The organism is Subtercola endophyticus, assembly GCF_021044565.1.
In the GTDB taxonomy this organism is placed as follows: domain Bacteria; phylum Actinomycetota; class Actinomycetes; order Actinomycetales; family Microbacteriaceae; genus Subtercola; species Subtercola endophyticus.
In genome coordinates, this window is record NZ_CP087997.1 from 3,153,345 (window position 1) to 3,175,291 (window position 21,947).

Genomic DNA, 21,947 nt, shown 5'->3' on the forward strand with positions numbered 1-21,947 from the left:
AGCCCGAAACAGCGGAGAATTCGAGGGGGTGGAGGCTATTGGGCGGTACGGTCCCGGATTCTCCGCTGTTTTCGACGGGCCACGCGGTCGGGGCGCACGTGGCGGGCGGCGGGCTCGCGCGGTGGGGTGGCACGATGGCGCGGTGAGGTCGCGCGGCGGGCGGGGTGGCGGGCGGCGAGTGGCTACGGCGGCGGCAGCGCGAAACAGCGGAGAATTCAAGGGGGTAGCGGCTATTGGGCGGTACGGTCCCGGATTCTCCGCTGTTTTCGACGGGCCACGCGGTCGGGGCGCACGTGGCGGGCGGCGGGGTCGCGCGGTGGGGTGGCACGATGGCGCGGCACGATGGCGCCGTGAGGTCGCGCGGCGGGGCGGGGTGGCGGGCGGCGTAGACACAGGGCCAGCAGCGGCACCGGCGCATGACCCCCGTTAAGGTGCCAGACACCTGCGGTTCGCCTGGGCGACAACCGGGGCGAATAGCGTCGCGGGCATGCGTCTTTCACCCTCTAAACGAGTTGTTGCGCCGATCGCTGCGGCCGCAGCCCTGGCCCTGTTCGTCGGCATTCCTTCCGCGGCCAACGCCGCGGCCCCTTACCCGAGCGACCCCACCTCGCCGAACAGCACCGTTCCGAACCTCATTACTCTGCTCGGCGGCTACAACGCTTTGTGGCAGTCGAGCGGAACGAACGATCTGCACGGCACCGTCAAAGACGCCGACGTCTTAGCGCAGAACGACAAGCTCGCCGTGTGGATCAACACCAACGCAACCGCCGACGAGCAGTTCAAGGCCCTGCAAGACGCGGAGTACGAGAACGCCACGAACACCGCCTACGACCAGTCGATCACCATCTCGACGGCCCTCGGCTCGGTGCTCGGCCCGCTGTACGTCAGCGGCCGACAGAGCGACGCGCTTCCGCTCACCAGCGCCCTCATCAACAGCTCGAACGGAACCAGCGGCGCCTACGTCGGCACCAGCGCTGCGAAGGCGAACTTCAGCTACCCGCGGCCGTATCTCCCGACCGACCCGGCCACGCCCGCAGTAGCCGGCGACGCCGCCAGCTGTGCACCAGACCTCGAGAACGCCTCGTCGCTCACCAGCAATCGTGTCGGCCAGCCGTACGCGAGCGCCACGGGCAACCTCTCGATCGTGCGCGTGGCGCCGACCACAGACACCACGGGCGAGTTCTCGTCTAACGACGTCGCTCTCGACGCGGGATACGGCACAGCGGGCATCTGCACGGGCGGGTCGTTTCCGAGCGGACACACCACCACGGCCTACCAGGCGGGAATCACGCTCGCCACGCTGCTGCCTGAGCTCGCTCCGGAGATCTTGACCCGGGCATCCGAAGCCGGAAACAGCCGCATCGTGCTCGGCGTGCACTACCCGATCGACATCATGGGTGGTCGCATCGACGGCGAGGCCGCGCTTGCAGCGCGCTGGTCTGACGAGCAGTACCGCACCGAGGTGCTGGAGCCGGCCCGCGCCGAGCTCGTGAGCTACCTCGAGCAGAAGTGCGGCAATACGCTCGCCGCGTGCATCTCGAGCGAGTCGGCGTATTCGTCGAACCCGTACGGCGGTAAGGCGATTCCGGGTGGCACGGCGCAGATCGTCACCGACCGGGTATCCGCTGTGTCGGTGTATACCGAGCGTGAGACCTACGGGCTGCCGCAAAGCGGTGCGACCGGCCTGGCCGCGTCGGTGCCGGCCGGCGCGTCGAATCTGTTGCTCACGACCTTTCCGACGCTGACGGATGCCCAGCGAACCTCGGTGCTCGCGCAGACCGAGATCGCGTCGGGGTATCCGCTCGACCAGTCGCAAACGGCCGACGGATCGTGGCAGCGACTCAACCTCGCGGCTGCCACCAGCGCGACGGTGTCTCTCGCGGCCGACGGGGCCGTGACGGTGACGTCGACCGGGGGTCAGGCGGCGGTTGTGGCGGCGCCCACGCCCACGCCGACGCCCACGCCTTCTGCCTCGGGCTCGGCCTCTGCGTCACCGTCGGCCAGCGCGGCTCCGGTTGCGGCCGGATCGGGATCGGGATCGGGCTCGGGCTCTTCTGGGTCGCTGGCGAACACCGGTGTCGACGCGGTGCCCGCGGTGGCGCTGAGCGCCGGTGCCCTGGCCCTCGGCGGTCTGGCGTTCGCGTTCGCCACGATGGCCCGTCGCCGCCGCGCCGCGAAGCGCTAGAGCCCCAGGCGCCAGGCGCCGAGCCACCAGAATGCAACGAGCGCGATACTTCCGGACGAGATGAGCCGTTTCAACGGTCGCTCTCGTCCGGAAACCTCGCACTCGGGAGGGGGGCGATCAGCAGGGCAGCTGGGAAGCAGGGCAGCTGGCGATGGGTCAGAACCGCGCGGCAGACTGCTCGAGGGCGGAGCGCACGGCCTCGACGGCCGGCGACTGCAGCCCGGCTTCGCGCTGGGCGGTGAAGATGGTGCGGTGCGGATGCCCGGCGAGCGCCAGCAGCGTGCAACTCACTTCACGCCCCGCCCAGAGCAGATTCGGCAGCAAGGCAACGGCGTTGCCCGACTCGACGAGGCGGATGTGCGTCTGCAGATCTGCGGTCTCGTAACGCACATCGGGCTCGAAGCCGGCCGAGCGGCAGAGCTGTTCGGCGAAGTGGCGAGAGGCTGTTCCGGCGGGTTCCATGACCCAGGCTCGGCCCCGGGCATGCTGAATCGAGGTGAGCGCAGGTTCGAAGTCGGCGTCAGTCGCAGGGGCAGTGATGGCAGTGGCCGTGCGGCCCGGCGCCGCCACGACCCCGTGGCCGGGTGACTCGGCAAAGGGGGCCGGTTCGCGAGCCGTGAGCTCAGGCGTCAGCCCAACCGCAAGTGGACGCGCGGCCGCACCCACACGCGAAGCCGCAGGCCCAGGCACACGCGAAGCCGCAGGCCCAGGCACACGCACAGCCACAGGTACGGATACGCGCCCAGACGCAGGCCGGGCCGGCGGCACCGCCAGCATGATCTCGTCTGAGGTGAGGTCACGGCGGTGCAGTCCGGGCAACCAGGCGACCGAGTGCGCGGGATACTGCTCGGCGATGACCAGGTCGAAGTCGCGGGCCCAGGTTTCATGCAGGGCTTCTTCGGGCTCCTTCTGCACCATCTCGACCCTGACCTCGGGGTGCTGTTCGGCCATGCGCAACAGTGCCTCGGGCATCAGCGCGAGGGCCGCCGATTGGAAGACCGCGACCCGCACGCGACCCCGGATGGTCGTGTGCGACGCCTGCAATTCGGTTTCAGCTCGCTCGAGCACGTCGGCGAGCTCGCCCGCGGCCCGCACGAGAATGTCGGCCTGCGGCGTGAGCTGTACCCGGCGGCCGACCTTTCGGAACAGCGTCGTGCCCGCCTCTTTCTCAAGCAAGGTGAGCTGCTGCGAAACCGCCGACGGACTGTACTTCAGCGATTCGGCGACCGCGGCCATGGTGCCGCGGATCGACAGCTCGCGCAGCAGTTCGAGGCGGTGCGGGTCGAGCATCCGGCTCTCCTCATACGTCAGCTGAGTTGATGAATATGCGTAAGAAACGTTCGCTTTTGCTGATGTCAGCTTAGACGAATACTGGGTGCATGACTGATGTAGCCGATGCGCTCGTGACTGTGACAGACAACGCCGCCCTCACCGACGCGACGACTGCGCTCGTCAGGCGGTGGCTGAGCGAGGCTTCTGACATTCCGGTCGACACCGCGGGCGCCCGGCTCGCCGGCGTGCTGAAAGACCCGGCCGGCCTCGACTTCACCGTCGGCTTCGTCGACGGAGTCGTGCGCCCCGAAGACTTGCGGGTCGCCGCGGCAGCGCTGCGGTCGATCGCACCGAACGTTCCGGCGTTCTTGCCGCTGCCGATGCGTGCAGCGGTCAGGCTGGGTGGCACAATGGCTCCGCTGTTGCCGGGAGTCGTGGTACCGATTGCCCGCCGCGTGCTGCGCAACATGGTCGGCCACCTCGTGATCGACGCGACCGACGCGAAACTCGGCCCGGCCATCGGCAAGATCAAGAAGAACGGCGTGCGACTCAACGTCAACCTGCTCGGCGAAGCCGTACTGGGCAAAAAAGAGGCGCGACGACGCCTCGACGGCACCCTGCGCCTGCTCGGCCGCGACGACATCGACTATGTGTCGATCAAGGTCTCGTCGACCGTCGCTCCGCACAACCCGTGGGCCTTCGACGAGTCGGTCACCGACATCGTGCGCGAGTTGACCCCGCTCTTCGCCCGGGCGGCGGCGGCCAGCCCGGCCAAGTTCATCAACCTCGACATGGAGGAGTACAAAGACCTCGACCTCACCATCGCGGTCTTCACGCAGATTCTCGACCTGCCGCAGTTCACCCACCTGGAGGCCGGAATCGTGCTGCAGGCCTACCTGCCCGACGCTCTCTCGGCCATGCAGCGCCTGCAGAGCTGGAGCGCCGCACGCCGAGAGCGTGGGGGTGCGGCCATCAAGGTGCGGCTGGTGAAGGGCGCCAACCTGCCGATGGAGCAGGTCGAGGCATCCCTTCACGGCTGGCCGCTGGCCACCTGGGGCACGAAGCAAGACACCGACACGAACTACAAACGAGTGCTGCACTACGCGTTGCAGCCGGCCCACATCGTGAACGTACGGGTCGGCGTGGCCGGTCACAACCTCTTCGATATCGCCTACTCGTGGCTGCTGGCCGGGCAACGCGGCGTGCGCGAGGGCATCGAATACGAGATGCTGCTCGGCATGGCGCAGGGGCAAGCCGAGGCGGTTCGCCGCGAGGTCGGGTCGCTGCTGCTGTACACGCCCGTCGTCTCGCCACGAGAGTTCGACGTGGCGATCGCGTACCTGATTCGCCGCCTCGAAGAAGGCGCGTCGAGCGAGAACTTCATGTCGGCGGTGTTCGAGCTGTCGCAGAATGAGGGCCTGTTCGAACGAGAGCGCCAGCGTTTTCTGGCGTCGGTAGCGGCACTGGATGATCGCACGCCCGACCCGCACCGCGTCACCTCTCGGTATGCGGCTGTACCCGCGCCGGGCTTCGGCTCGTTCGAGAACACCTCGGACACCGACCCCGCGGTTGCCGCGAACCGCTCGTGGGGCGAGGCGGCGCTGACTCGTTCGCGCACCTCTGTGCTGGGCGTCTCGACCATCGACGACGCCCGGGTCGGTGATGCCGCCGCGCTCGACGAGGCCATCGCCGACACGCATGCGTCGAGCAGTTCGTGGGCCGCGCTCTCGGGCGACGAGCGTGCCGAGGTGTTGCACCGCATCGGCGACGAACTCGAGTCGCGCCGCGCCGACCTGCTCGAGGTGATGGCGGCCGAGGCAGGCAAGACGCTCGATCAGGCCGACCCCGAGGTGTCGGAGGCGATCGATTTTGCGCACTACTACGCCGAGTCGGCGCGTGAGCTCGACGCGGTCGACGGCGCCGAGTTCTCGCCTGCGGCCGTGACGCTTGTCACCCCGCCCTGGAACTTTCCGGTCGCCATTCCCGCCGGCGGCGCCCTCGCTGCGCTTGCCGCCGGCTCGGCCGTGCTCTTCAAGCCGGCCGCACTCACCGAGCGCTGTGGAGCCCTGATCGCCGAGGCCGCCTGGGCGGCGGGGGTGCCCCGTGACGTGCTGCGGCTGATTCAGCTCGACGAGCAGACCCTCGGGCGTTCGCTCGTCTCCGACCCGCGCATCGATCGCGTCATTCTGACCGGCGCGTACGAGACGGCCGAGCTGTTCCGCTCGTTCCGGCACGACCTGCCGCTGCTGGCCGAGACCAGCGGAAAAAACGCCATCATCGTGACCCCGTCTGCCGACCTCGACCTCGCCGTGAAAGACGTCGTCGCCTCGGCCTTCGGGCACGCCGGCCAGAAGTGCTCGGCTGCGTCGCTCGTGATTCTCGTGGGCTCTGTCGCGACGTCTGCGCGCTTTCGCGCGCAACTGCTCGACGCGGTTGCCTCGCTCACCGTCGGGTACCCGGCCGACTCGGGCACGCGCATGGGCCCGCTGATCGAGCCCGCCGCTGGAAAACTGCTCACCGGCCTCACTGAACTCGGTGCGGGCGAGCAGTGGTTGCTGAAACCCCGCAAGCTCGACTCGACCGGCCGTCTCTGGAGCCCGGGCATTCGCAGCGGCGTCGCTCGCGGATCGGCTTTTCATCGTGTTGAATATTTCGGGCCTCTTCTCGGAATCATGACCGCCGCCACCCTCGACGAGGCGATCGCATTGGTCAATGATGTCGACTACGGGCTCACCTCCGGCCTGCATTCCCTCGAACCTGTGGAGATCTCGCGCTGGTTGTCGACTGTGCAATCAGGCAACCTCTACGTGAACCGCGGGATCACCGGTGCCATCGTTCGCCGGCAGCCCTTCGGCGGCTGGAAGAAGTCGTCGGTCGGAGCCGGAACCAAGGCCGGCGGCCCGAACTATCTCGTGGGGCTCGGAACCTGGCGACCGACGGTGTCGACCGCGGCCGGCCGTGAGGTGTCGTCGCCAGCCGTGCAACGGCTCATCGCGGCGGTCATTCCTCGCCTCGGCGACGACCTCGGTGCGGGCGCCGCCCTCGACGCAACCACAGCCCCCGGCGCCGCAGCCGCCTACCTGCGCCGCGCGGTTCGCAGCGACGCAGCGGCCTGGCACGACTCCTTCGGGGTGGCCCGCGACGTGTCGGGGCTGTCGGCCGAGCGCAACGTCTTTCGCTACCTCCCTGTCGAAGAGCCCGTGCTCATCCGCCGTGCCGCGGGCGAGCCTGCCGTCTCGCTCGTGCGCGTGGTCGCCGCCGGCGCCCTCGCCGGGGCACGGATGATCGTGTCGACGTCTTCAGACGACACCGTCGACCCGGGCATCCTCACCGCCCTGCGCGAACTCTGCGAAGCCGTCGTCGTGGAGAACGACGAGTCGTGGCTCACCCGAGTCGCGCGAACCCACGTTTCGCGAGTTCGACTGCTCGGGGCATCCGCTTCATCGGTGACCGCGGTCACGGGCGGTCGCCCCGACCTCGCAGTGTACGACCAACCGGCAACCGAGGCCGGGCGCCTCGAGCTGCTGCCGTTCTTGCGCGAGCAGGCGATCGCGATCACCGCGCACCGCTTCGGCACCCCCGACCACCTCACCGACGCTCTGCTCTAGCCAGCGCCTGCATGAGCCGCGACCGCTCTCGAGGTGCTCGCTAGAACTGCTGCGCCGGTGCCGTCGCCCAGAGCAGCCGAGCGGGCCCGAGAGCGCGAGCCGAGGCCGAGTGCGGCGTGCGAGCGTCGAGCGCATCTTCGGGCCCTAGTTCGTAGACCACGGCGTCGATACTCACCACCACGCTGCCCTCCAGCACGAAGACGAACAGGTCACGCGCGCCCGGCGGCAGCGAGAACTCGATTGAACCCGCATCGGCGAGCGCCTCGGCGAAGACCTCGAGCTGCAGCATCGGGTGAGAGAGCTTCGCCGCCTCACCGGGTTCGACCGGAATGCGCGACGTCTGAATGACCAAGCGGTCTTCGTCGCGGGTCAGCTCGGCCAGCGAGGTACGAAGCGCCGTGGCAATGCGTGCGAGTACGGGGAGAGACGCCAGCGTCTGGCCGTTTTCGATGTTCGAGAGGTGCGAGACCGACATGCCGGCGAGTTGCGCCGCCTGGCTGAGCGTGAGATTCGCCGCTTTACGCTGCGCCCGCACGGCTTCGCCGATTCGTACGGCGAGGCGTGTCTTCTCGCCGGGTTCGCCTATCGAATCAGTGCCGGCGATACGAGCCATAAGAGTTCCGTTTCTGAGTCGACGATGAGCTTGTGGTCGGGGTGGGGTGAATAGTGGATGCACTCCCCCGGACCGAGGTGATACTCCTTCTGGCCGAACAACACGGTCACCTGGCCCCGCAGAATCACGGCGAATCGTTCCCCATAATGCAGGTACGTGCCGCCGTTCTCCGTTTGAAAGAGCACGTGCCGAAGCGCGGTATACGACGGGTTGTCGAACCGCGACGACAAGATCTTGTAGCTCTCGGCACTGTCAGACGAGATCATCAGTCGGTTGACGTCGTTGGCGCGGTGCACCACCACAGCCGGCTTCTCTTCTTCGGGAAAGAACGCCGACACGTCGGCGCCCAGCACGGCGGCGATCACCGAAAGCGCGCTGATGCTCGGAATGATCGATCCGTTCTCGATGCCCGAGAGAAAGCCCTCACTACACGCGGCGCTCGTACCGAGTTCTGCGAGGGTGAGCCCCCGATTCTTGCGGAGTTCTTTCAGGCGCGGACCGATGTTCGTGAGTATCCAGTCCACGCACTCCGACCTTTCGTTTCCAGTACATTTCGCTCGGGTAAAACGAGGGTTACGTATAGCGAAATTCTTCTAGGTTTTCTTATTTGCGATGTTACTTTGCGAATAGAGAAAAAATTACCACGACCGAGAGTGCTCCCATGATCCGTTCTTTTCTTTACCTTAACGTTCAGCCCGGCAAGCGAAACGACCTACTCGAGTGGTACCGCGAGGTGGGCTCGCTCGAGAAGGCCGTCGAACTCGCCGGCTGCAGAGGCACCGAGATGTACTTCGTTCCCGAAGACGAGAACCTCGTGCTCGTCACCGCCCTCTGGGCCGACAGTGACGGTTATCAGGGCTGGGTCGAGAACCCCTGGCGCCAATCGCTCTCCGCGGGCCTCAGCGAGTTTCTCGACGCCGAGTTTGCTCCGGATGCCCGGGGTTACGTCTACGAAAGTGTTCTCTCGGCTCCCACCGACTGACCCGCCGCGCAATCGACGAAAGATCTGAAATGGCAAAATACCGCGTCTCTATGGACATCGGCGGAACCTTCACCGACGTCATCGCCTTCAACGAAGAAACCGGCGCCTACTCGGCCGGCAAGGCGTCCACCACACCCGACGACCTGACCCGCGGCGTCTTCGCCGGCCTTGCCCAGGTCGTCGACTCGCCCGAAGACATCTCCTTCATCGTGCACGGCACGACCCAGGGCCTGAACGCATTTCTGCAGCGTCGCGGCGAGAAGGTCTTGCTCCTTGCGACCGAGGGTGCCGGCGACATCTACCAGATCGCCCGCGGTCACCGCACCCGGCTCTACGACGTGCGCTACCGCAAGCCCGAACCGCTGGTCAGCCGCGCCGACACGGTGGAGATCGGCGGTCGCCTGGGCCCCGACGGCTCCGTGCGCACCCCGCTCGACGTCGAGCAGATTCGTGCGGCCGCCCGGCGCTTCAGCGCCGAAGGGTTCGGTGCGATCGCCGTCGGCCTGCTGTTCAGCTACGTCAACCCCGATCACGAACTCGACGTCGAACGCATTCTGCGCGACGAACTCGGGCCCGACGTGCAGATCACCCTCTCGCACCAGGTCGCCCGCGAGTGGCGCGAGTACGAGCGCACCTCGTCGGCGGTCATCGACGCCTACACCGCACCGATCGTGCGCCGTTACCTCACCAACCTGCAGGCCGAAATGCTCAACCGCGGCCTGTCGGTGACCCTGCACGTGATGCAGTCCTCCGGCGGCATCATCAACGCGAACTCGGCTCGCGAGATGACACTGCAGACCCTCTTCTCAGGGCCTGTCGGCGGTGCGGTGGGCGGTGTGGCCCTCTCGGAACGCCTCCGCAAACCGAATCTCATCGGCGTCGACATGGGCGGCACCTCGTTCGACATCAGTCTGGTGGTCGACGGTAAGCCCGACGTGAGCAACGAAACCGAGCTCGAAGGGTTTCCGTTGCTCATGCCGGTGGTGAACATCCATACCATCGGCGCCGGCGGCGGCTCCATCGCCTACGCCGAGTCTGGCGGCCTGCGCGTCGGCCCCGAGAGCGCGGGCGCCAACCCCGGCCCGGCGAGCTACATGCGCGGCGGAACCAAGCCCACCGTGACCGATGCCAACCTCGTTCTCGGCCGCGTCGACCCGACCTGGTTCGCCGGCGGAACCATGACCCTCGACAGCACCGCGGCCGAGACCGCGGTCGGCACGCTCGCCGACACCCTCGGCCTCGACCTGGTGCGCATGGCCGAAGGCATCTGCGATGTGGCCAACGCCAAGATGGCTCAGGCCATTCGCAACATCACCGTCGAACGCGGCATCGAACCTCGCGACTTCTCGCTGGTCGCCTTCGGCGGTGCCGGCCCGATGCACGCCGTGTTCCTCGCTCGCGAGCTCGAGATCGGCGAGGTCATCGTGCCGCCGTTCCCCGGCGCGTTCTCGGCGTGGGGCATGCTCGAAACCGAGGTACGCCGCGACTTCTCGCAGTCGTATTACGGTGCCCTCGCGGCTGCCGACCCCGGCGAACTGGATGCACTGCTCACCCGCATGGCGAGCGATGGCGTCGCCGCGCTCGAGTCAGACGGTCTCGACGCCGAGGCGATTCGGCTCGAATACTCCCTCGACATGCGTTACATGGGGCAGGAGTACACCCTGACCATTCCGATCGGCGAAGACGTGGCACCTACCCAGCCCGACTTCGTCGCAGCGGCCTCCGAGCGCTTCGACACGGCGCACGCCGGTCGCTTCGGGCATTCCAACCCCGGAGCACCGGTGGAGGTCGTGACCCTGCGAGTCGCAGCGTTCGGTCAAATGGAACGGCCCACGCCGGCGCCGACCCATGCGACCACCGACACGAGCTACCCATTCGAGACCCGCGACATCGTGTTCGACAAGGCGGTGTACCCCACCCCGGTCATCCGCCGCGACGTTCTGAAGCCCGGGATGCTCGTCGAGGGGCCGGCCGTCATCGTGGAACAGACGGCGACCACCGTGCTGCCACCCCACACCAGATTGAGCGTCGACCCGCTCGGTTCGCTCGTCATCGCCGTCGACAAGGAGGCCTGAGTCATGTCAACCACCATCGCAACAGCACCCACCAGCACCATCGACCCCATCACCACCGAGATCATCAGATCGGCGCTCAATTCAGCCGCCGACGAGATGAACTCCACGCTCATCCGCTCGGCGTACACGCCCGTCATCTACGAGATGAAAGATTGCGCGGTCGGGCTGCTCGACGAGAACCACAAGACGCTCGGCCAGTCTGCGGGCCTGCCCATCTTCTTGGGCAACCTCGAGATCGTCACCGAGTACACCGAGGCTCTCTACGGTCGCGAGGTGTGGAAAGAGGGCGATGTATGGATCGTCAACGACTCCTATATCGCCGGCACCCACCTGCACGACATGACGGTGTTCGGGCCGGTCTTCGCCGACGGTGTGCTCTCGGGCTTCTCGACCTGCCGGGCGCACTGGCTCGACGTCGGTGGTAAAGACGTGGGCTCGACGATGGATTCCGTCGATATCTACCAGGAGGGTCTTCGCGTGGGCGCCCTCAAGGTGATGTCGGCCGGGGAGCTCGTGCCCGACGTGGTCGACCTGCTCACTCGCAACAGCCGCTTCTCCTACCCCGCCCGCGGCGACCTGTTCGCACAGATCGCCTGCGTGAAGACGGGCCAAGACCGACTCGGCCGCATCATTCAGAAGTTCGGTCACGAGACGGTGTCGGCGGCCCGCGACGCGATCTTCGCCCAGACCGCTCGATTCGAGCAGGCCGTGATTGCAAGCGTGCCCGACGGCGAGTACTTCGCCGAGGGCACGATCGACAGCGACGGCAACGGATCAGACCCGAAGTGGGTTCGCGTGAAAGTCATCGTCGACGGCCAGAACATGATCATCGACCTCACCGAGAGCGACGACATGGCCGCCGGTCCCGTGAACTGCGGCGCCTCGCAGGCCATCTCGGCCGCACGGGTCGTCTACAAGCTGCTGATCAACCCTGACAACCCGGTCGACGGCGGCTCGTTCAGCACCCTCGACGTGATCGTGCGCGACGGCTCGATGCTCGGGGCCATCGAGCCCGCGCCGTGCGAGTTCTATTTCAGCCCCCTCGGTCTGCTCATCGACCTCACCATCAAGGCACTCGCGCCGGTGATTCCCGACCGCGCCGCGGCCGCGTCGTTCGGCGACTCGATGATTCTCGGCCTCGCCGGGGTGGATCCGCGCACCGGCTCGCCCTTTCTCATCCACGAGCCGACCGTGGGCGGCTGGGGCGCCTGGGAGACCGGCGACGGGCAAGACGGGCTCATCAACAGCGTGAATGGATCGCTGAAAGACATGGCCATCGAGATCATCGAGACCAAGTACCCGATCCACATGCTGAAGTACGGCTTTCGTCCGGACTCGGGTGGCGCCGGCGAGTTCCGCGGCGGCAACGGCGTCGAGCGAAAGTACCTGCTCGAGGTCGACAGTGCACTGCTGTCGCTGTGGTTCGAGCGTTCGATCACACCCGCCTGGGGCCTGAACGGCGGACACGACGCCACCCCGCCGGTGGTCGTCGTGAACGAGGGCCGCGACGACGAGCGCACCATGCTCAAGGTCAACGCGCTCCGGGTCAAGCGCGGCGACGTCATCACCACTCGAACGGGAGGCGGCGGCGGGTACGGCGACCCGAAGAACCGCAGCCGCGCCCTCATCGAACGCGACCTTCTCAACGGCCAGCTGACTGCTGCCGGCGCCGTCGAGAAATACGGCTACACCGCATCCCCTGAATAGCACCGCCCCTTCGAATAGCACCACCCCTTCGAAATAGCACCACCCCTTCGCACCATCCCTCTCCAGCACCACCCGACTGAAAGAGATGCACTGATGAGAACTCGAACACTGAAGAAGATCGCCGTCACGGCGATCGCTCTGGGAGCGGTTGTGGGCCTCGCGGCCTGCTCCACTCCCGAGACCTCGGCCAGCAGCACCAGCTCGAGCACGGGCAGCGCCGACACCGCCGGCAAGATCGCCTTCTTCGGCTTCTCTGCGGCGAACTCGTTCGCACAGGCCAGCTTCACGGGCATCCAGAACTACGCGAAAGCGAACAACGCCTCGGCGACGTTCCTCGACGGCAACTTCGACTCGGCCACCCAGGTTCAGCAGATTCAAGACGCCACCACCTCGGGTCAGTACAACGTGTTCATCGTTCAGGCCAATGACGGCACCGCGGTCATTCCGGCCGTGCAGGCCGCGATCGCCAAGGGCATCACCGTCGTCGCCGAATTCACCCCGGTCGGCACCAAGTACGACACCTCGGAGTCTCAGGTGCCGGGCATGTACTACGTCGGCGATGTCATCACGAAGAACGGTGCGGCCCTCGGCCAGATGGGCCTCTCGGCCTGCGCCGGAATCAGCCCGTGCACCGTGGCGTACCTGCAGGGCAACGCCGCGCTTCCGCTCGACAACGCCCGCACCACAGCAGTGGTGAACGCCCTTCAGGCCGGCGGCGCAACCGTGGTGAGCAACTTCACCGGCGGCTACACCGCTGACACCGGGCGCACGGCAGCACAGGATCTGCTGCAGGCCGACCCGAACGTGAACGTGATCATCGGGTCGAGCCAGGCGATCGCCGGTGTGCAGTCGGTTCTCCCGGCCGGCAGCACCGTCAAGCTGATCGGAAACGGCAGCTCGACACAGGCCATCACGGCCGTGCAGAACGGCACCTGGTTCGGCACGTACGACATTCCCGAGGGCGAAGCGGCTGCACTTGCCGCCAAGGTCGGCCTCAGCGTTCTGCGCGGCGGCACCGAGCCCACCGGAATCGACACGGGCGACACCCTGACAGACGCACATCGCATCGGCACGAAAGACACCCTGGTGGGCGTGGTCGGCGACTACAGCGACTGACCCAGCCACACGGCCGACTCGAGCACCTGAGACGAGAACGACATGAACGACGAGTTTCTGCGCATCGACAACATCACCAAGTCGTACGGTGGCAACACCGTGCTGCATGGAGTGTCGCTGAGCTTCCGCACCGGGCAGGTCTACGGCATTCTCGGTGAGAACGGTGCCGGCAAGTCGACTCTGATCAAGATCATCTCGGGCCTCGAGTCGGCCGAAAGCGGAACCATCACGGTCGACGCCGAGACGGTTCACTTCGGTGCCCCGCGCGACGCTCTCGCGCGGGGCATCTCGGTCATCACGCAAGAACAGACCCTCGTACTCGACCGGTCGGTCGCCGAGAACGTGATGCTCGGCCACCTCGACCGAAAGTTCGGCTTCGTCAGCGAACGGGCCACCCGCAAACGCTTCGACGAGCTGCGCGACCGGGTCGGGTTCACGGGCCTCAAGGCCGGTACTCCGGTGCGTTCGCTCTCGATCGCCACCCGCCAGCAGGTCGAGATTCTGCGGGCCATCGCCCACGGTTCGCGATTGATCATCATGGACGAGCCCACCGCGATTCTCTCGAGTGTCGAAACCGAGCAGTTGCTCGCCCTCATCCGGCGGCTAGCGTCGACCGGAATCGTCATTCTGCTCATCTCGCACTTTCTCGAAGACGTGCTGGCCGTGGCGAACGAGGTGACCGTGCTGCGTGACGGCACGGTCACCTTCTCGGGGCCAGCCGAAGGTCAGACGACGCAGACTCTCACCCGGCACATGGTCGGCCGCTTCGTCGACGCCGACCACCGCGAACCAGCCCCTGCGCCCGCCGACGCACCCGTGCGACTGGATGTTCGGGGCATCACCCGCTCCGACGGAATCGGCCCCGTATCGCTCTCGGTGCGGGCCGGAGAGATCGTGGGAATGGCGGGCCTCATCGGCTCCGGACGCACGGAGGTCGCGCGGGCGATCTTCGGGGTCGACCATTCGACCGCGGGCGAGGTGTGGCTTGACGGCGAGCGGCTGAAGCTCTCGACTCCGCGCGAAGCCATTCGCCGGGGGATGGCCATGGTGACAGAGAACCGTAAAGAAGATGGATTGTCGCTCATCCACTCCATTCGCGAGAACGCCACCATCATCGTTCGCCGAAGGTATTCGCGTGCGGGCCTTCGAACGGTGGGCAAAGAGAAGGCGGCCGTCACCGTCGCCACCAAGCTCACCGAGGTGAAAGCGTCATCGATAGAACAGCCGGTGTGGACGCTCTCGGGCGGAAACCAGCAGAAGGTGCTCTTCACCCGCTGGACCATGAAGCAGCCCGGCGTGCTGATTGTCGATGAGCCCACCCGCGGCGTCGACGTGGGTGCAAAAGCTCAGATTCATCAACTGATCAGAGACCTGGCCGCGCAGGGCATCGCCGTGCTGGTCATCTCGTCAGAAATCGAAGAGGTCATGGGGCTTTCGCACCGCCTTCTCGTCATGCGTACCGGGCGCGTCGTCAACGAATTCCGTTGGGGCGAAGCCGACCGGCAACAGGTCATCGAAGCCGCCTTCGGCGGCGTGCCAGCACCAGCAGGGGAAGGCGAAACACTATGAACGGCCTCGTTACGCGACTGAAGGCGAACGCCCGCGACTACGGCATCGTCTTCACCGCCATCGCGCTGGTGATCATCTTGTCGACCACCACTACGACCTTCTTCACCCAGCAGAACCTCGTGAATCTCTTCGACCAGATGGTGGTCGTGGGCATTCTGGCCTGTGCGGTCACCATCGCCATGATCGCCGGGGTCATCGACCTCTCGATGAGCGCCATTGCGGCGGTCAGCGCCATCATCGGCGCCACCGCGATGAACGCCTTCGGTATCGGGCCCGGCGTCGTGGTCGCCATTCTGGTGGGTGTCGCCCTCGGCGCGTTCAACGGGCTCGCGGTCACCTACGGCAAGGTCAACGCCTTCATCGCAACTCTGGCCACCGGCATGATGTTCCGCGGCTTCGCCGTGGTCATCACGGGCGGGCAGATCGTGGCCATCAACAACCCGGCTATCGCCGACCTCTCCAAGCGAGGGCCGATACTCAACATCACCTGGGCGTCGTGGGTGCTTCTGCTTGTCGTTCTGATCACGGGAATCATGCTCTGGCGTTCCGTCTACGGTCGAACGCTCTATGCCGTCGGCGGCAACCCCGCCGCCGCGCGCATCTCGGGAATCAGCGTGGGCTGGGCGCAGACGAGTGCCTTCATGATCTCGGGCGGTCTCTCGGCTATCGCCGGCGTGGTTCTCGCGTCGCGCTCGGTGTCGGCGCAACCGAGCATGGGCACCGGGCTCGAATTCACCGCCATCGCCGCCGCTGTCATCGGCGGCGTGAGTTTCGCGGGTGGCCAGGGCGCCATCTGGCGGGCCATTCTCGGTGTTTTTCTGTTGCAGATGATCGCCAACGGTTTCAACCTGCTGGGCCTGCCGACCACCTTTCAGCAGGTGGTACAGGGGCTCCTCATCCTGGTGGCGGTGGCGGTCGACCAGCTCATCCGCCGCCGAAAGAGTTAGCGCGTCGTCTTCTGCCCTTCCGTACTCGATCTAAGGAACACCGTGACCGCTTCACTGCTCATCACCGACGCGCTCGTATACAGCGGGCCCGATACCGAACCCTACGAGGCGAGCATTCGCATCGATGACGGGTCGATCACCGAGATCAGCCCGGGCAGGTTCTCTGCGGGCGGCACCGACCCGGGCATCCCGAGCCTGAACGCTGCCGGGCGGTTTCTGATGCCGGGCCTCATCGATGCCCACTTTCACGCCTACGCCGACACGCTCGATGGCCTCGCACAATCGGCGCAGCCGCTGAGTCTGTCGGGAATCGCGGGCGCCCGCCGGCTGACCCGCGCTTTGCGGCGCGGCTTCACGACCGTGCGCGACGTGGCCGGCGGCGACATGGGCATTGCAAAGGCCATCAACACCAAACTGTTCGCCTCGCCGCGGTACCTCTATACCGGACCCGCACTCAGCCAGACGGGCGGGCACGGCGACCAGCGCCCCGGCGACCTCGACATCTGCGTGCACGGCACACACGTCGGCCGTGTCGTCGACGGAGTCGAGGATGTTCGGCTCGCCGTGCGCGAAGCGTTCCGTGCCGGCGCAACCGCCATCAAGCTCATGACAAGCGGCGGCGTGCTATCCCCCTCCGACCCGCTCGAGAACGCGCAGTTCAGCGCAGACGAGATCAGGGCCGCCGTCGACGAAGCGACCCGCCGCGGCACCTACGTCGCCGCTCACTCGTATTCGCCTGCCTCGATCACCCATTCGATCACGAACGGAGTGCGCTCGATCGAGCACGGCAACCTACTCGACGAAACGACCGCACAGCTGATGGTCGAGTACAACGCCTATCTCGTGCCCACTCTCATCACCTATGACAGCATGGCCCGCCGTGGGGTCTCACTCGGGCTGCCCGACTATGCCTACGAGAAGAACAAGCTCGTTCTCGAAGCCGGGCAGCGCGCGATCGAGATCGCCAGGAATGCGGGGGTGCCGATCGGCTGGGGCAGCGACCTGCTCGGCGACCTCGAAGAAGAGCAGCTCAACGGGCTGCGCCTGCACCTCGAGGTGGAGACAGTCGGCAACACCATCGACTCCATCACCCGGGTGAATGCAGATCTGCTGAACCGGCCCGATCTGGGCCGCATCGAGGTCGGATGCCTCGCCGACCTCGTGCTGCTCGAGCAGAATCCGAACGAGACGCCGCAGGCACTCTGGAACCTCGTCGACCGCACGGTGATCCAGTCGGGAAGCGTGTTCGACCCCTATGAAAGGACTCAGCTGTGAGCGATCTCACCCCCTGGCGCGGTTACTGGCCGGCCGCGACCACCCCGTTCCAGAAGGCGGGCGCCCTCGACGAGGTCGCCTGGGGTGAGCAGATCGACCTCTACACGTCGTTCGGCGTGCACGGGGTTCTGGTGAACGGCAGCTCGGGTGAGTGGTTTTCGCAGACTGTCGCCGAGCGCAAGAGGGTCGCCGAGGTCGCGGTGGAGCACGTGAACGGCGCGTATCCGGTTGTCGTCGGCTGCAGCACCTTCACACCTGACGCTGTGGTCGAGCTGGCTGATCACGCCGCTGCCGCGGGCGCCGACGGCGTGCTCTTCACCCCTCCGCCGTACGCCGCGCCGAGCGAGCGCGAGATCTTCTTGTTCTACGAAGAAGTCGCTGCTCGAACCAATATTCCGATAATGGTATATAACTGGCCTCGCGGCATTTCGCTCGACATGTCGCGAGAACTACTGGGCAGGCTCGCCCGGCTCGATGGCGTCGTGTCGATCAAAGACAGCACGCCCGACTACGGCAGGCACCTCGAGACTCTGGCAGCGCTGGGCACGGAATCGGTCTTCTTCGCCAACTACATCAGCCGTCTCGGCATCGGCGTGATGTCGGAACTCGGTGGCAGCGGCAGCATCGAGGGAGGCGCTCTCTGCGCCGCCGAAGGCATCGCGTTCTTCAACAGCTTCTGGGCCGGCGACCTCGAGGCAGCGAGAATGCACGCAACGGTTTACGAAGCGCAACTCGCGTCGTTCATCGGATACAACTTCGGCGGTCGCTTCGGCTCACAGATTCCGCAGATCAAGGCGGCGATGCGCATGTTGGGGCAGCCCGGCGGATACAGCCGGCGCCCGTACCAGGAACTCGACGAGGCCGGCCTCGCGGGGCTGCGCGCCAACCTCGTGGCGCAACACCTGCTGTGACCACCTCGGTGCTGATTGTGGGTGCGGGCATCGTCGGATGCTCGGCTGCCCACTACCTCGCCGCCCGGGGTGTCTCGGTGACCGTGCTCGACGCGGGCGCCATCGGTGGGCAGGCCTCCACCCAGACGGCCGGCAACCTGCACTTTCAGCTCAGCTACACGGCGATGAAAGGATCCAAGGCAGAGTTCGAGCAGCACACCAAAATACTCGAGCTCAACCTCGACGCCAATCGGCGCTGGCGCGAGCTTGCCACCGACTTTTCCGGCGCCATCGACATCACCCAGAACGGCGGCGTGGTGGTCGCTGAGACCGACGGCGATCGTGACGCTCTACGGCAGAAGAGCGAGCTGGAGCGCCGCGCGGGCTTTACCACCACCTACCTCGACCGGGAAGAGCTCGCCGAGCGGGTTCCCGAGGTCTCCGACACGATCGTGGGCGGCTCGTGGCATGCCGACGAGGGCTGGGTGAACGCGCGCACGGTGTGTTACGAGCTGGCCCGCCGGGCCGAATTCGACGGAGCGCAGTTCGTTCTGAACTCGTTCGTCACGGGCATCCGGCGCCGAGGCGGCAGCTGGGCGGTGCGCGCCGGCGATCGGAGCTTCGTCGCCGACACGATCATCGTCGCGGCCGGAGCATGGACGCAGAAGGTCGCGGCGCTCGCCGACGCCGTTGTTCCCATGCATGCTTCCGCACTCACGATGAGCGTGTCGAACTCGTCCCCGCCCATCATGTCGCGGCTGGTGATGCACGCATCACGGCCGCTTTCACTGAAGCAGGTCTCGTCGGGCAACGTGATGATCGGCGGGGGCAGACGGGCGACCTTGCTCGAAGCCGCGTCGCCACTGGGCTGGTCGACGGAACCGGTGCTCGAGAGCATCGTAGGCGGCATCGACGACTGCGGGCGGGTGGTTCCGGCCGCGCGGGGGCTGTCGGTCATCCGCTCGTGGCAGGGGCTGCTCGGCTCGCCGGCCGACGAGATTCCGGTGATCGGCGAGGTTCCCGGGCGGCCCGGGATGATCGTGGCGGTCGCCGGGCACACCGGATACACCCTCGGACCCAGCTGCGGCTGGGCCGCGGCGCAAATCGCCATGCGCGAGCGCACCGACGTCGACGCTGCTCGTTTCACTCCGAGCCGTTTCGCGGGGGCGAGTGCATGAGCGGCGCACTGAATGCTGATGTGGTCATCGTCGGGGCCGGACACGCTGGGCGCGCGGCGGCATCGTGGTTGTGGAATGCCGGGCTGCGGGTGATCGTGGTCGATGAGTCGGCGGCGCCAGCGGAGCCGCCGCGCGCAGGGCGGCGGAAGCCGCACACGGTACGGTGGCCGAGTACGGGGCCGGTGCACCCGCCGACACGTCGGCCGGTTCGATATGCGTCGGCGGTCTGGGCGGTCGAGCGCACCGACGGAGCCTTCACCGTGCATGTTTCGCGGGCGGGGGTCGGGGTCCAGACCGGGACCGGGACCGGGTTCGGGCGAGAGGTCATCGTGTGCCGAGCCGTGCTCATTGCGACGGGGAGCGCAGAGGTGCCGATGCTCGGCGGTGGGTCGTCGAGGCGAAGCGCCGCGAGTCATCTGGCCCGCGCTACCGGATGCGCGGCAACCTACGACGACCTGCGTGGCGGCTGGGTGGTCGGCCACGATCGCTACCAGCGCACCACAGTGGCCGGAATCTCTGTGGCCGGCGATGTCTGCGGTCTCCGGAGCCCCCGTGGCGCAGAACTGCAGGGTCGACTCGCCGCCATCTCCCTCGCGCGCGGCCTGACGGGGCGAGCCCACACGGCGGCCGAGCGACGAACGCGCGCTTCACTCGGCCGACGGGCCCTGCTGACTCGAGGCCCGCTTTCAACCCTCATGCGCAGACGATCGCGCATGTCGGCTCAAGACCGCGCCGGCTCCGTGCCGGGCGACGCCATCGTGTGCCGGTGTGAGGGCATCACGCTCGGGCAACTGGATGCTCGCCTCGAAGGCGTGCCGGGCATCCAGAACCTCCGCGATGTGAAGCTCGCGACCCGTGCCGGAATGGGCGGGTGCCAAGGCACCTTCTGCGAGCCGCTGCTCAGAGAATTGTGCGCCGGGAGGGTGCCGGGGCACGCCACGCTCGCCGGGGTCGACCCGGGTGGCCTCACGCCGCGCATCCCCGTGCGGCCGCTGCCGATAGGCGGCGAGGTCGTCGAGGGTGTCAGCCGATCATCCACTGCGCGCGACATCACCCCCACTAGCTCCCCACTGAAAGGCTCTCGCTGATGCAACGAACACTTCTCTCTGGCGGCCAGGTCGTGAATTCCGCCTCGACGCAGACCGCCGACGTACTCATCGAAGACGGCCGCATCGTCGCCGTGGGCGAGCTGGCGGGCGTCGTCGGCGAGAACTGCGAGCGCATCGACGTGCGCGGCAAGCTTCTCGTGCCGGGCGGCGTCGACGTGCACACTCATCTCGAGTCGCCGCTGAACGGGGCCCCGACAGCCGACGATTTCGAGTCGGGAACGATTGCCGCAGCCTGCGGCGGCACCACCACCATCGTCGACTTCGCGGCCCAGGTGAAAGGCCAGACCCTGCTCGACGCGCTCGAGGTGCATCACGACAAGGCTCGCGGCAAGGCAGTGATCGACTACGGGTTTCACATGTGCGTCACCGACCTGGTGAGCGGCAAGCTCGACGAGTTCGCCGAGGTAGTGCAGAGCGGCGTGAGCAGCTTCAAGGTGTTCATGGCCTACCGCGGAACGCTGATGGTGAACGACGGCGAGCTCTTCGATGTGCTGCGCACGGCGGGGCGCCTCGGTGGCCAGGTGTGCGTTCACGCCGAGAACGGCGACGTGATCGACCGGCTCGCCTCCGACCTCGTTGCCGAGGGTAAGACCGGCCCGAAGTCACACCTTCTCTCCAGGCCGCCGGAGACCGAAGTCGAAGCAGTCGTTCGAGCGATCGCCATCGCAGACATGGCCGACGCACCCATCTATTTCGTGCACCTCTCCACCCAGGGCTCGGTCGAGGCAGTCGCCGAGGCGCGCTACCGCAATGCGAGTGTCGCCGGCGAGACGTGCACGCACTATCTCACGCTCGATCCGTCGCTGTACGACCAGCCCGGGTTCAAGGCGGGCGAGGTGGTTCTGACACCGCCGCTGCGCGAGAAAGTGCATCGCGATGCCCTGTGGCGCGGCCTCAACACGGGAGACGTGAGCGTCGTCAGCTCCGACCACTGCCCCTACTGCCTCGCCGAGAAAGAGCGCCTCGGAGCCCACGACTTTCGCGAGATCCCCAACGGCGGCCCCGGCATCGAGCACCGCATGAGCCTGCTGTACGGCGAGGGCGTGCGCGGCGAGCGCATCACCCTCGAGAAGTACGTGGAGCTCACGTCGGCGGCCCCCGCGAAGCAGTTCGGGCTCTACCCGAAGAAGGGCGTCATCGCCGCCGGGTCTGACGCCGACATCGTGGTGCTCGATCCTGCCGGCGAGACCACGATCAGCGCCGCGACTCAGAACCAGAGACTTGACTACACGCCGTACGAGGGCTGGGTGTTACCGGGTCGAATCGAGCAGGTGTTCTCCCGGGGAGATCTGATCGCAGCATCCGGAACCTATGTGGGCGCGCGCGGGCGGGGAAACTACCTGCCGCGGGCGACGGTGTGATGCCGGAACCGCTGGCGCTGCTGTCGTCGCGGCAGAAGTCGCGGTCATGTCATCTGTCAT

16 protein-coding genes are annotated in these 21,947 nt (G+C 66.8%); 13 read left to right on the forward strand and 3 right to left on the reverse strand.

Annotated features, from left to right (window positions below):
- Positions 1 to 487: 487 nt before the first annotated feature.
- Entirely contained in the window at positions 488 to 2,185 is a 1,698-nt protein-coding gene (locus LQ955_RS14635; protein WP_231025237.1) for a phosphatase PAP2 family protein, read from the forward strand.
- A gap of 156 nt (positions 2,186 to 2,341) precedes the next feature.
- Here LQ955_RS14635 and LQ955_RS14640 read toward each other — a convergent pair whose 3' ends face one another.
- Positions 2,342 to 3,475, reverse strand: a complete 1,134-nt coding sequence (locus tag LQ955_RS14640) for a LysR family transcriptional regulator (RefSeq protein ID WP_231025238.1) — start codon at positions 3,473 to 3,475, stop codon at positions 2,342 to 2,344.
- Positions 3,476 to 3,564: 89 nt separating this feature from the next.
- Here LQ955_RS14640 and LQ955_RS14645 point away from each other — a divergent pair, with 89 nt between their 5' ends.
- Complete coding sequence (locus LQ955_RS14645) at positions 3,565 to 7,065, forward strand: bifunctional proline dehydrogenase/L-glutamate gamma-semialdehyde dehydrogenase (RefSeq protein WP_231025239.1); 3,501 nt, start codon at positions 3,565 to 3,567, stop codon at positions 7,063 to 7,065.
- A 40-nt stretch (positions 7,066 to 7,105) separates the two neighbouring features.
- Here the strand turns inward: LQ955_RS14645 and LQ955_RS14650 are convergent, their stop codons facing one another.
- Complete coding sequence (locus LQ955_RS14650; protein WP_231025240.1) at positions 7,106 to 7,678, reverse strand: helix-turn-helix domain-containing protein; 573 nt, start codon at positions 7,676 to 7,678, stop codon at positions 7,106 to 7,108.
- Positions 7,648 to 8,202: a helix-turn-helix domain-containing protein gene (locus LQ955_RS14655; RefSeq protein WP_231025241.1), complete on the reverse strand. Its 555-nt coding sequence runs from the start codon at positions 8,200 to 8,202 to the stop codon at positions 7,648 to 7,650. Before LQ955_RS14655 ends, LQ955_RS14650 begins: the two co-directional genes overlap by 31 nt.
- 137 nt (positions 8,203 to 8,339) lie before the next feature.
- On the opposite strand from LQ955_RS14655, the gene LQ955_RS14660 reads away from it, so the two are divergent.
- The 11 genes from LQ955_RS14660 to hydA all read left to right on the forward strand — a co-directional run bounded on the left by LQ955_RS14660 (position 8,340) and on the right by hydA (position 21,887).
- Positions 8,340 to 8,660: an antibiotic biosynthesis monooxygenase family protein gene (locus LQ955_RS14660; protein ID WP_231025242.1), complete on the forward strand. Its 321-nt coding sequence runs from the start codon at positions 8,340 to 8,342 to the stop codon at positions 8,658 to 8,660.
- A 29-nt stretch (positions 8,661 to 8,689) separates the two neighbouring features.
- Positions 8,690 to 10,735 carry a hydantoinase/oxoprolinase family protein gene (locus tag LQ955_RS14665; RefSeq protein WP_231025243.1) on the forward strand — a complete coding sequence of 682 codons (2,046 nt, stop codon included), beginning with the start codon at positions 8,690 to 8,692 and terminating at the stop codon, positions 10,733 to 10,735.
- A gap of 3 nt (positions 10,736 to 10,738) precedes the next feature.
- Positions 10,739 to 12,442 (forward strand): hydantoinase B/oxoprolinase family protein, encoded by a 1,704-nt coding sequence (locus LQ955_RS14670; RefSeq protein ID WP_231025244.1) that lies wholly within the window; start codon positions 10,739 to 10,741, stop codon positions 12,440 to 12,442.
- 93 nt (positions 12,443 to 12,535) lie between these two features.
- Positions 12,536 to 13,558, forward strand: coding sequence for a sugar ABC transporter substrate-binding protein (locus tag LQ955_RS14675; RefSeq protein ID WP_231025245.1), 1,023 nt, complete (start codon positions 12,536 to 12,538; stop codon positions 13,556 to 13,558).
- A gap of 42 nt (positions 13,559 to 13,600) precedes the next feature.
- Positions 13,601 to 15,127: a sugar ABC transporter ATP-binding protein gene (locus tag LQ955_RS14680; protein WP_231025246.1), complete on the forward strand. Its 1,527-nt coding sequence runs from the start codon at positions 13,601 to 13,603 to the stop codon at positions 15,125 to 15,127.
- Complete coding sequence (locus tag LQ955_RS14685) at positions 15,124 to 16,074, forward strand: ABC transporter permease (protein WP_231025247.1); 951 nt, start codon at positions 15,124 to 15,126, stop codon at positions 16,072 to 16,074. The genes LQ955_RS14680 and LQ955_RS14685 overlap by 4 nt, the downstream gene beginning before the upstream one ends.
- A 42-nt stretch (positions 16,075 to 16,116) precedes the next feature.
- Complete coding sequence (locus tag LQ955_RS14690; RefSeq protein WP_231025248.1) at positions 16,117 to 17,349, forward strand: metal-dependent hydrolase family protein; 1,233 nt, start codon at positions 16,117 to 16,119, stop codon at positions 17,347 to 17,349.
- A complete protein-coding gene (locus LQ955_RS14695) occupies positions 17,346 to 18,260 on the forward strand; it encodes a dihydrodipicolinate synthase family protein (protein ID WP_231025249.1) in 915 nt (304 codons plus the stop codon). Before LQ955_RS14690 ends, LQ955_RS14695 begins: the two co-directional genes overlap by 4 nt.
- Complete coding sequence (locus tag LQ955_RS14700; protein ID WP_231025250.1) at positions 18,257 to 19,417, forward strand: NAD(P)/FAD-dependent oxidoreductase; 1,161 nt, start codon at positions 18,257 to 18,259, stop codon at positions 19,415 to 19,417. Before LQ955_RS14695 ends, LQ955_RS14700 begins: the two co-directional genes overlap by 4 nt.
- The gene (locus LQ955_RS14705; protein ID WP_231025251.1) at positions 19,414 to 20,505 is read left to right on the forward strand and encodes a (2Fe-2S)-binding protein; all 1,092 of its coding nucleotides are present in this window, start codon (positions 19,414 to 19,416) and stop codon (positions 20,503 to 20,505) included. Before LQ955_RS14700 ends, LQ955_RS14705 begins: the two co-directional genes overlap by 4 nt.
- Positions 20,505 to 21,887, forward strand: coding sequence for a dihydropyrimidinase (gene hydA / locus LQ955_RS14710; protein WP_231025252.1), 1,383 nt, complete (start codon positions 20,505 to 20,507; stop codon positions 21,885 to 21,887). Before LQ955_RS14705 ends, hydA begins: the two co-directional genes overlap by 1 nt.
- Positions 21,888 to 21,947: the final 60 nt, after the last annotated feature.

Coding starts and splice junctions, on each gene's coding strand:
- LQ955_RS14635 (WP_231025237.1), top strand. CDS start 488: ATGCGTCTTTCACCCTCTAAACGAGTTGTTGCGCCGATCGCTGCGGCC.
- LQ955_RS14640 (WP_231025238.1), bottom strand. CDS start 3,475: ATGCTCGACCCGCACCGCCTCGAACTGCTGCGCGAGCTGTCGATCCGC.
- LQ955_RS14645 (WP_231025239.1), top strand. CDS start 3,565: ATGACTGATGTAGCCGATGCGCTCGTGACTGTGACAGACAACGCCGCC.
- LQ955_RS14650 (WP_231025240.1), bottom strand. CDS start 7,678: ATGGCTCGTATCGCCGGCACTGATTCGATAGGCGAACCCGGCGAGAAG.
- LQ955_RS14660 (WP_231025242.1), top strand. CDS start 8,340: ATGATCCGTTCTTTTCTTTACCTTAACGTTCAGCCCGGCAAGCGAAAC.
- LQ955_RS14665 (WP_231025243.1), top strand. CDS start 8,690: ATGGCAAAATACCGCGTCTCTATGGACATCGGCGGAACCTTCACCGAC.
- LQ955_RS14670 (WP_231025244.1), top strand. CDS start 10,739: ATGTCAACCACCATCGCAACAGCACCCACCAGCACCATCGACCCCATC.
- LQ955_RS14675 (WP_231025245.1), top strand. CDS start 12,536: ATGAGAACTCGAACACTGAAGAAGATCGCCGTCACGGCGATCGCTCTG.
- LQ955_RS14680 (WP_231025246.1), top strand. CDS start 13,601: ATGAACGACGAGTTTCTGCGCATCGACAACATCACCAAGTCGTACGGT.
- LQ955_RS14685 (WP_231025247.1), top strand. CDS start 15,124: ATGAACGGCCTCGTTACGCGACTGAAGGCGAACGCCCGCGACTACGGC.
- LQ955_RS14705 (WP_231025251.1), top strand. CDS start 19,414: ATGAGCGGCGCACTGAATGCTGATGTGGTCATCGTCGGGGCCGGACAC.
- hydA (WP_231025252.1), top strand. CDS start 20,505: ATGCAACGAACACTTCTCTCTGGCGGCCAGGTCGTGAATTCCGCCTCG.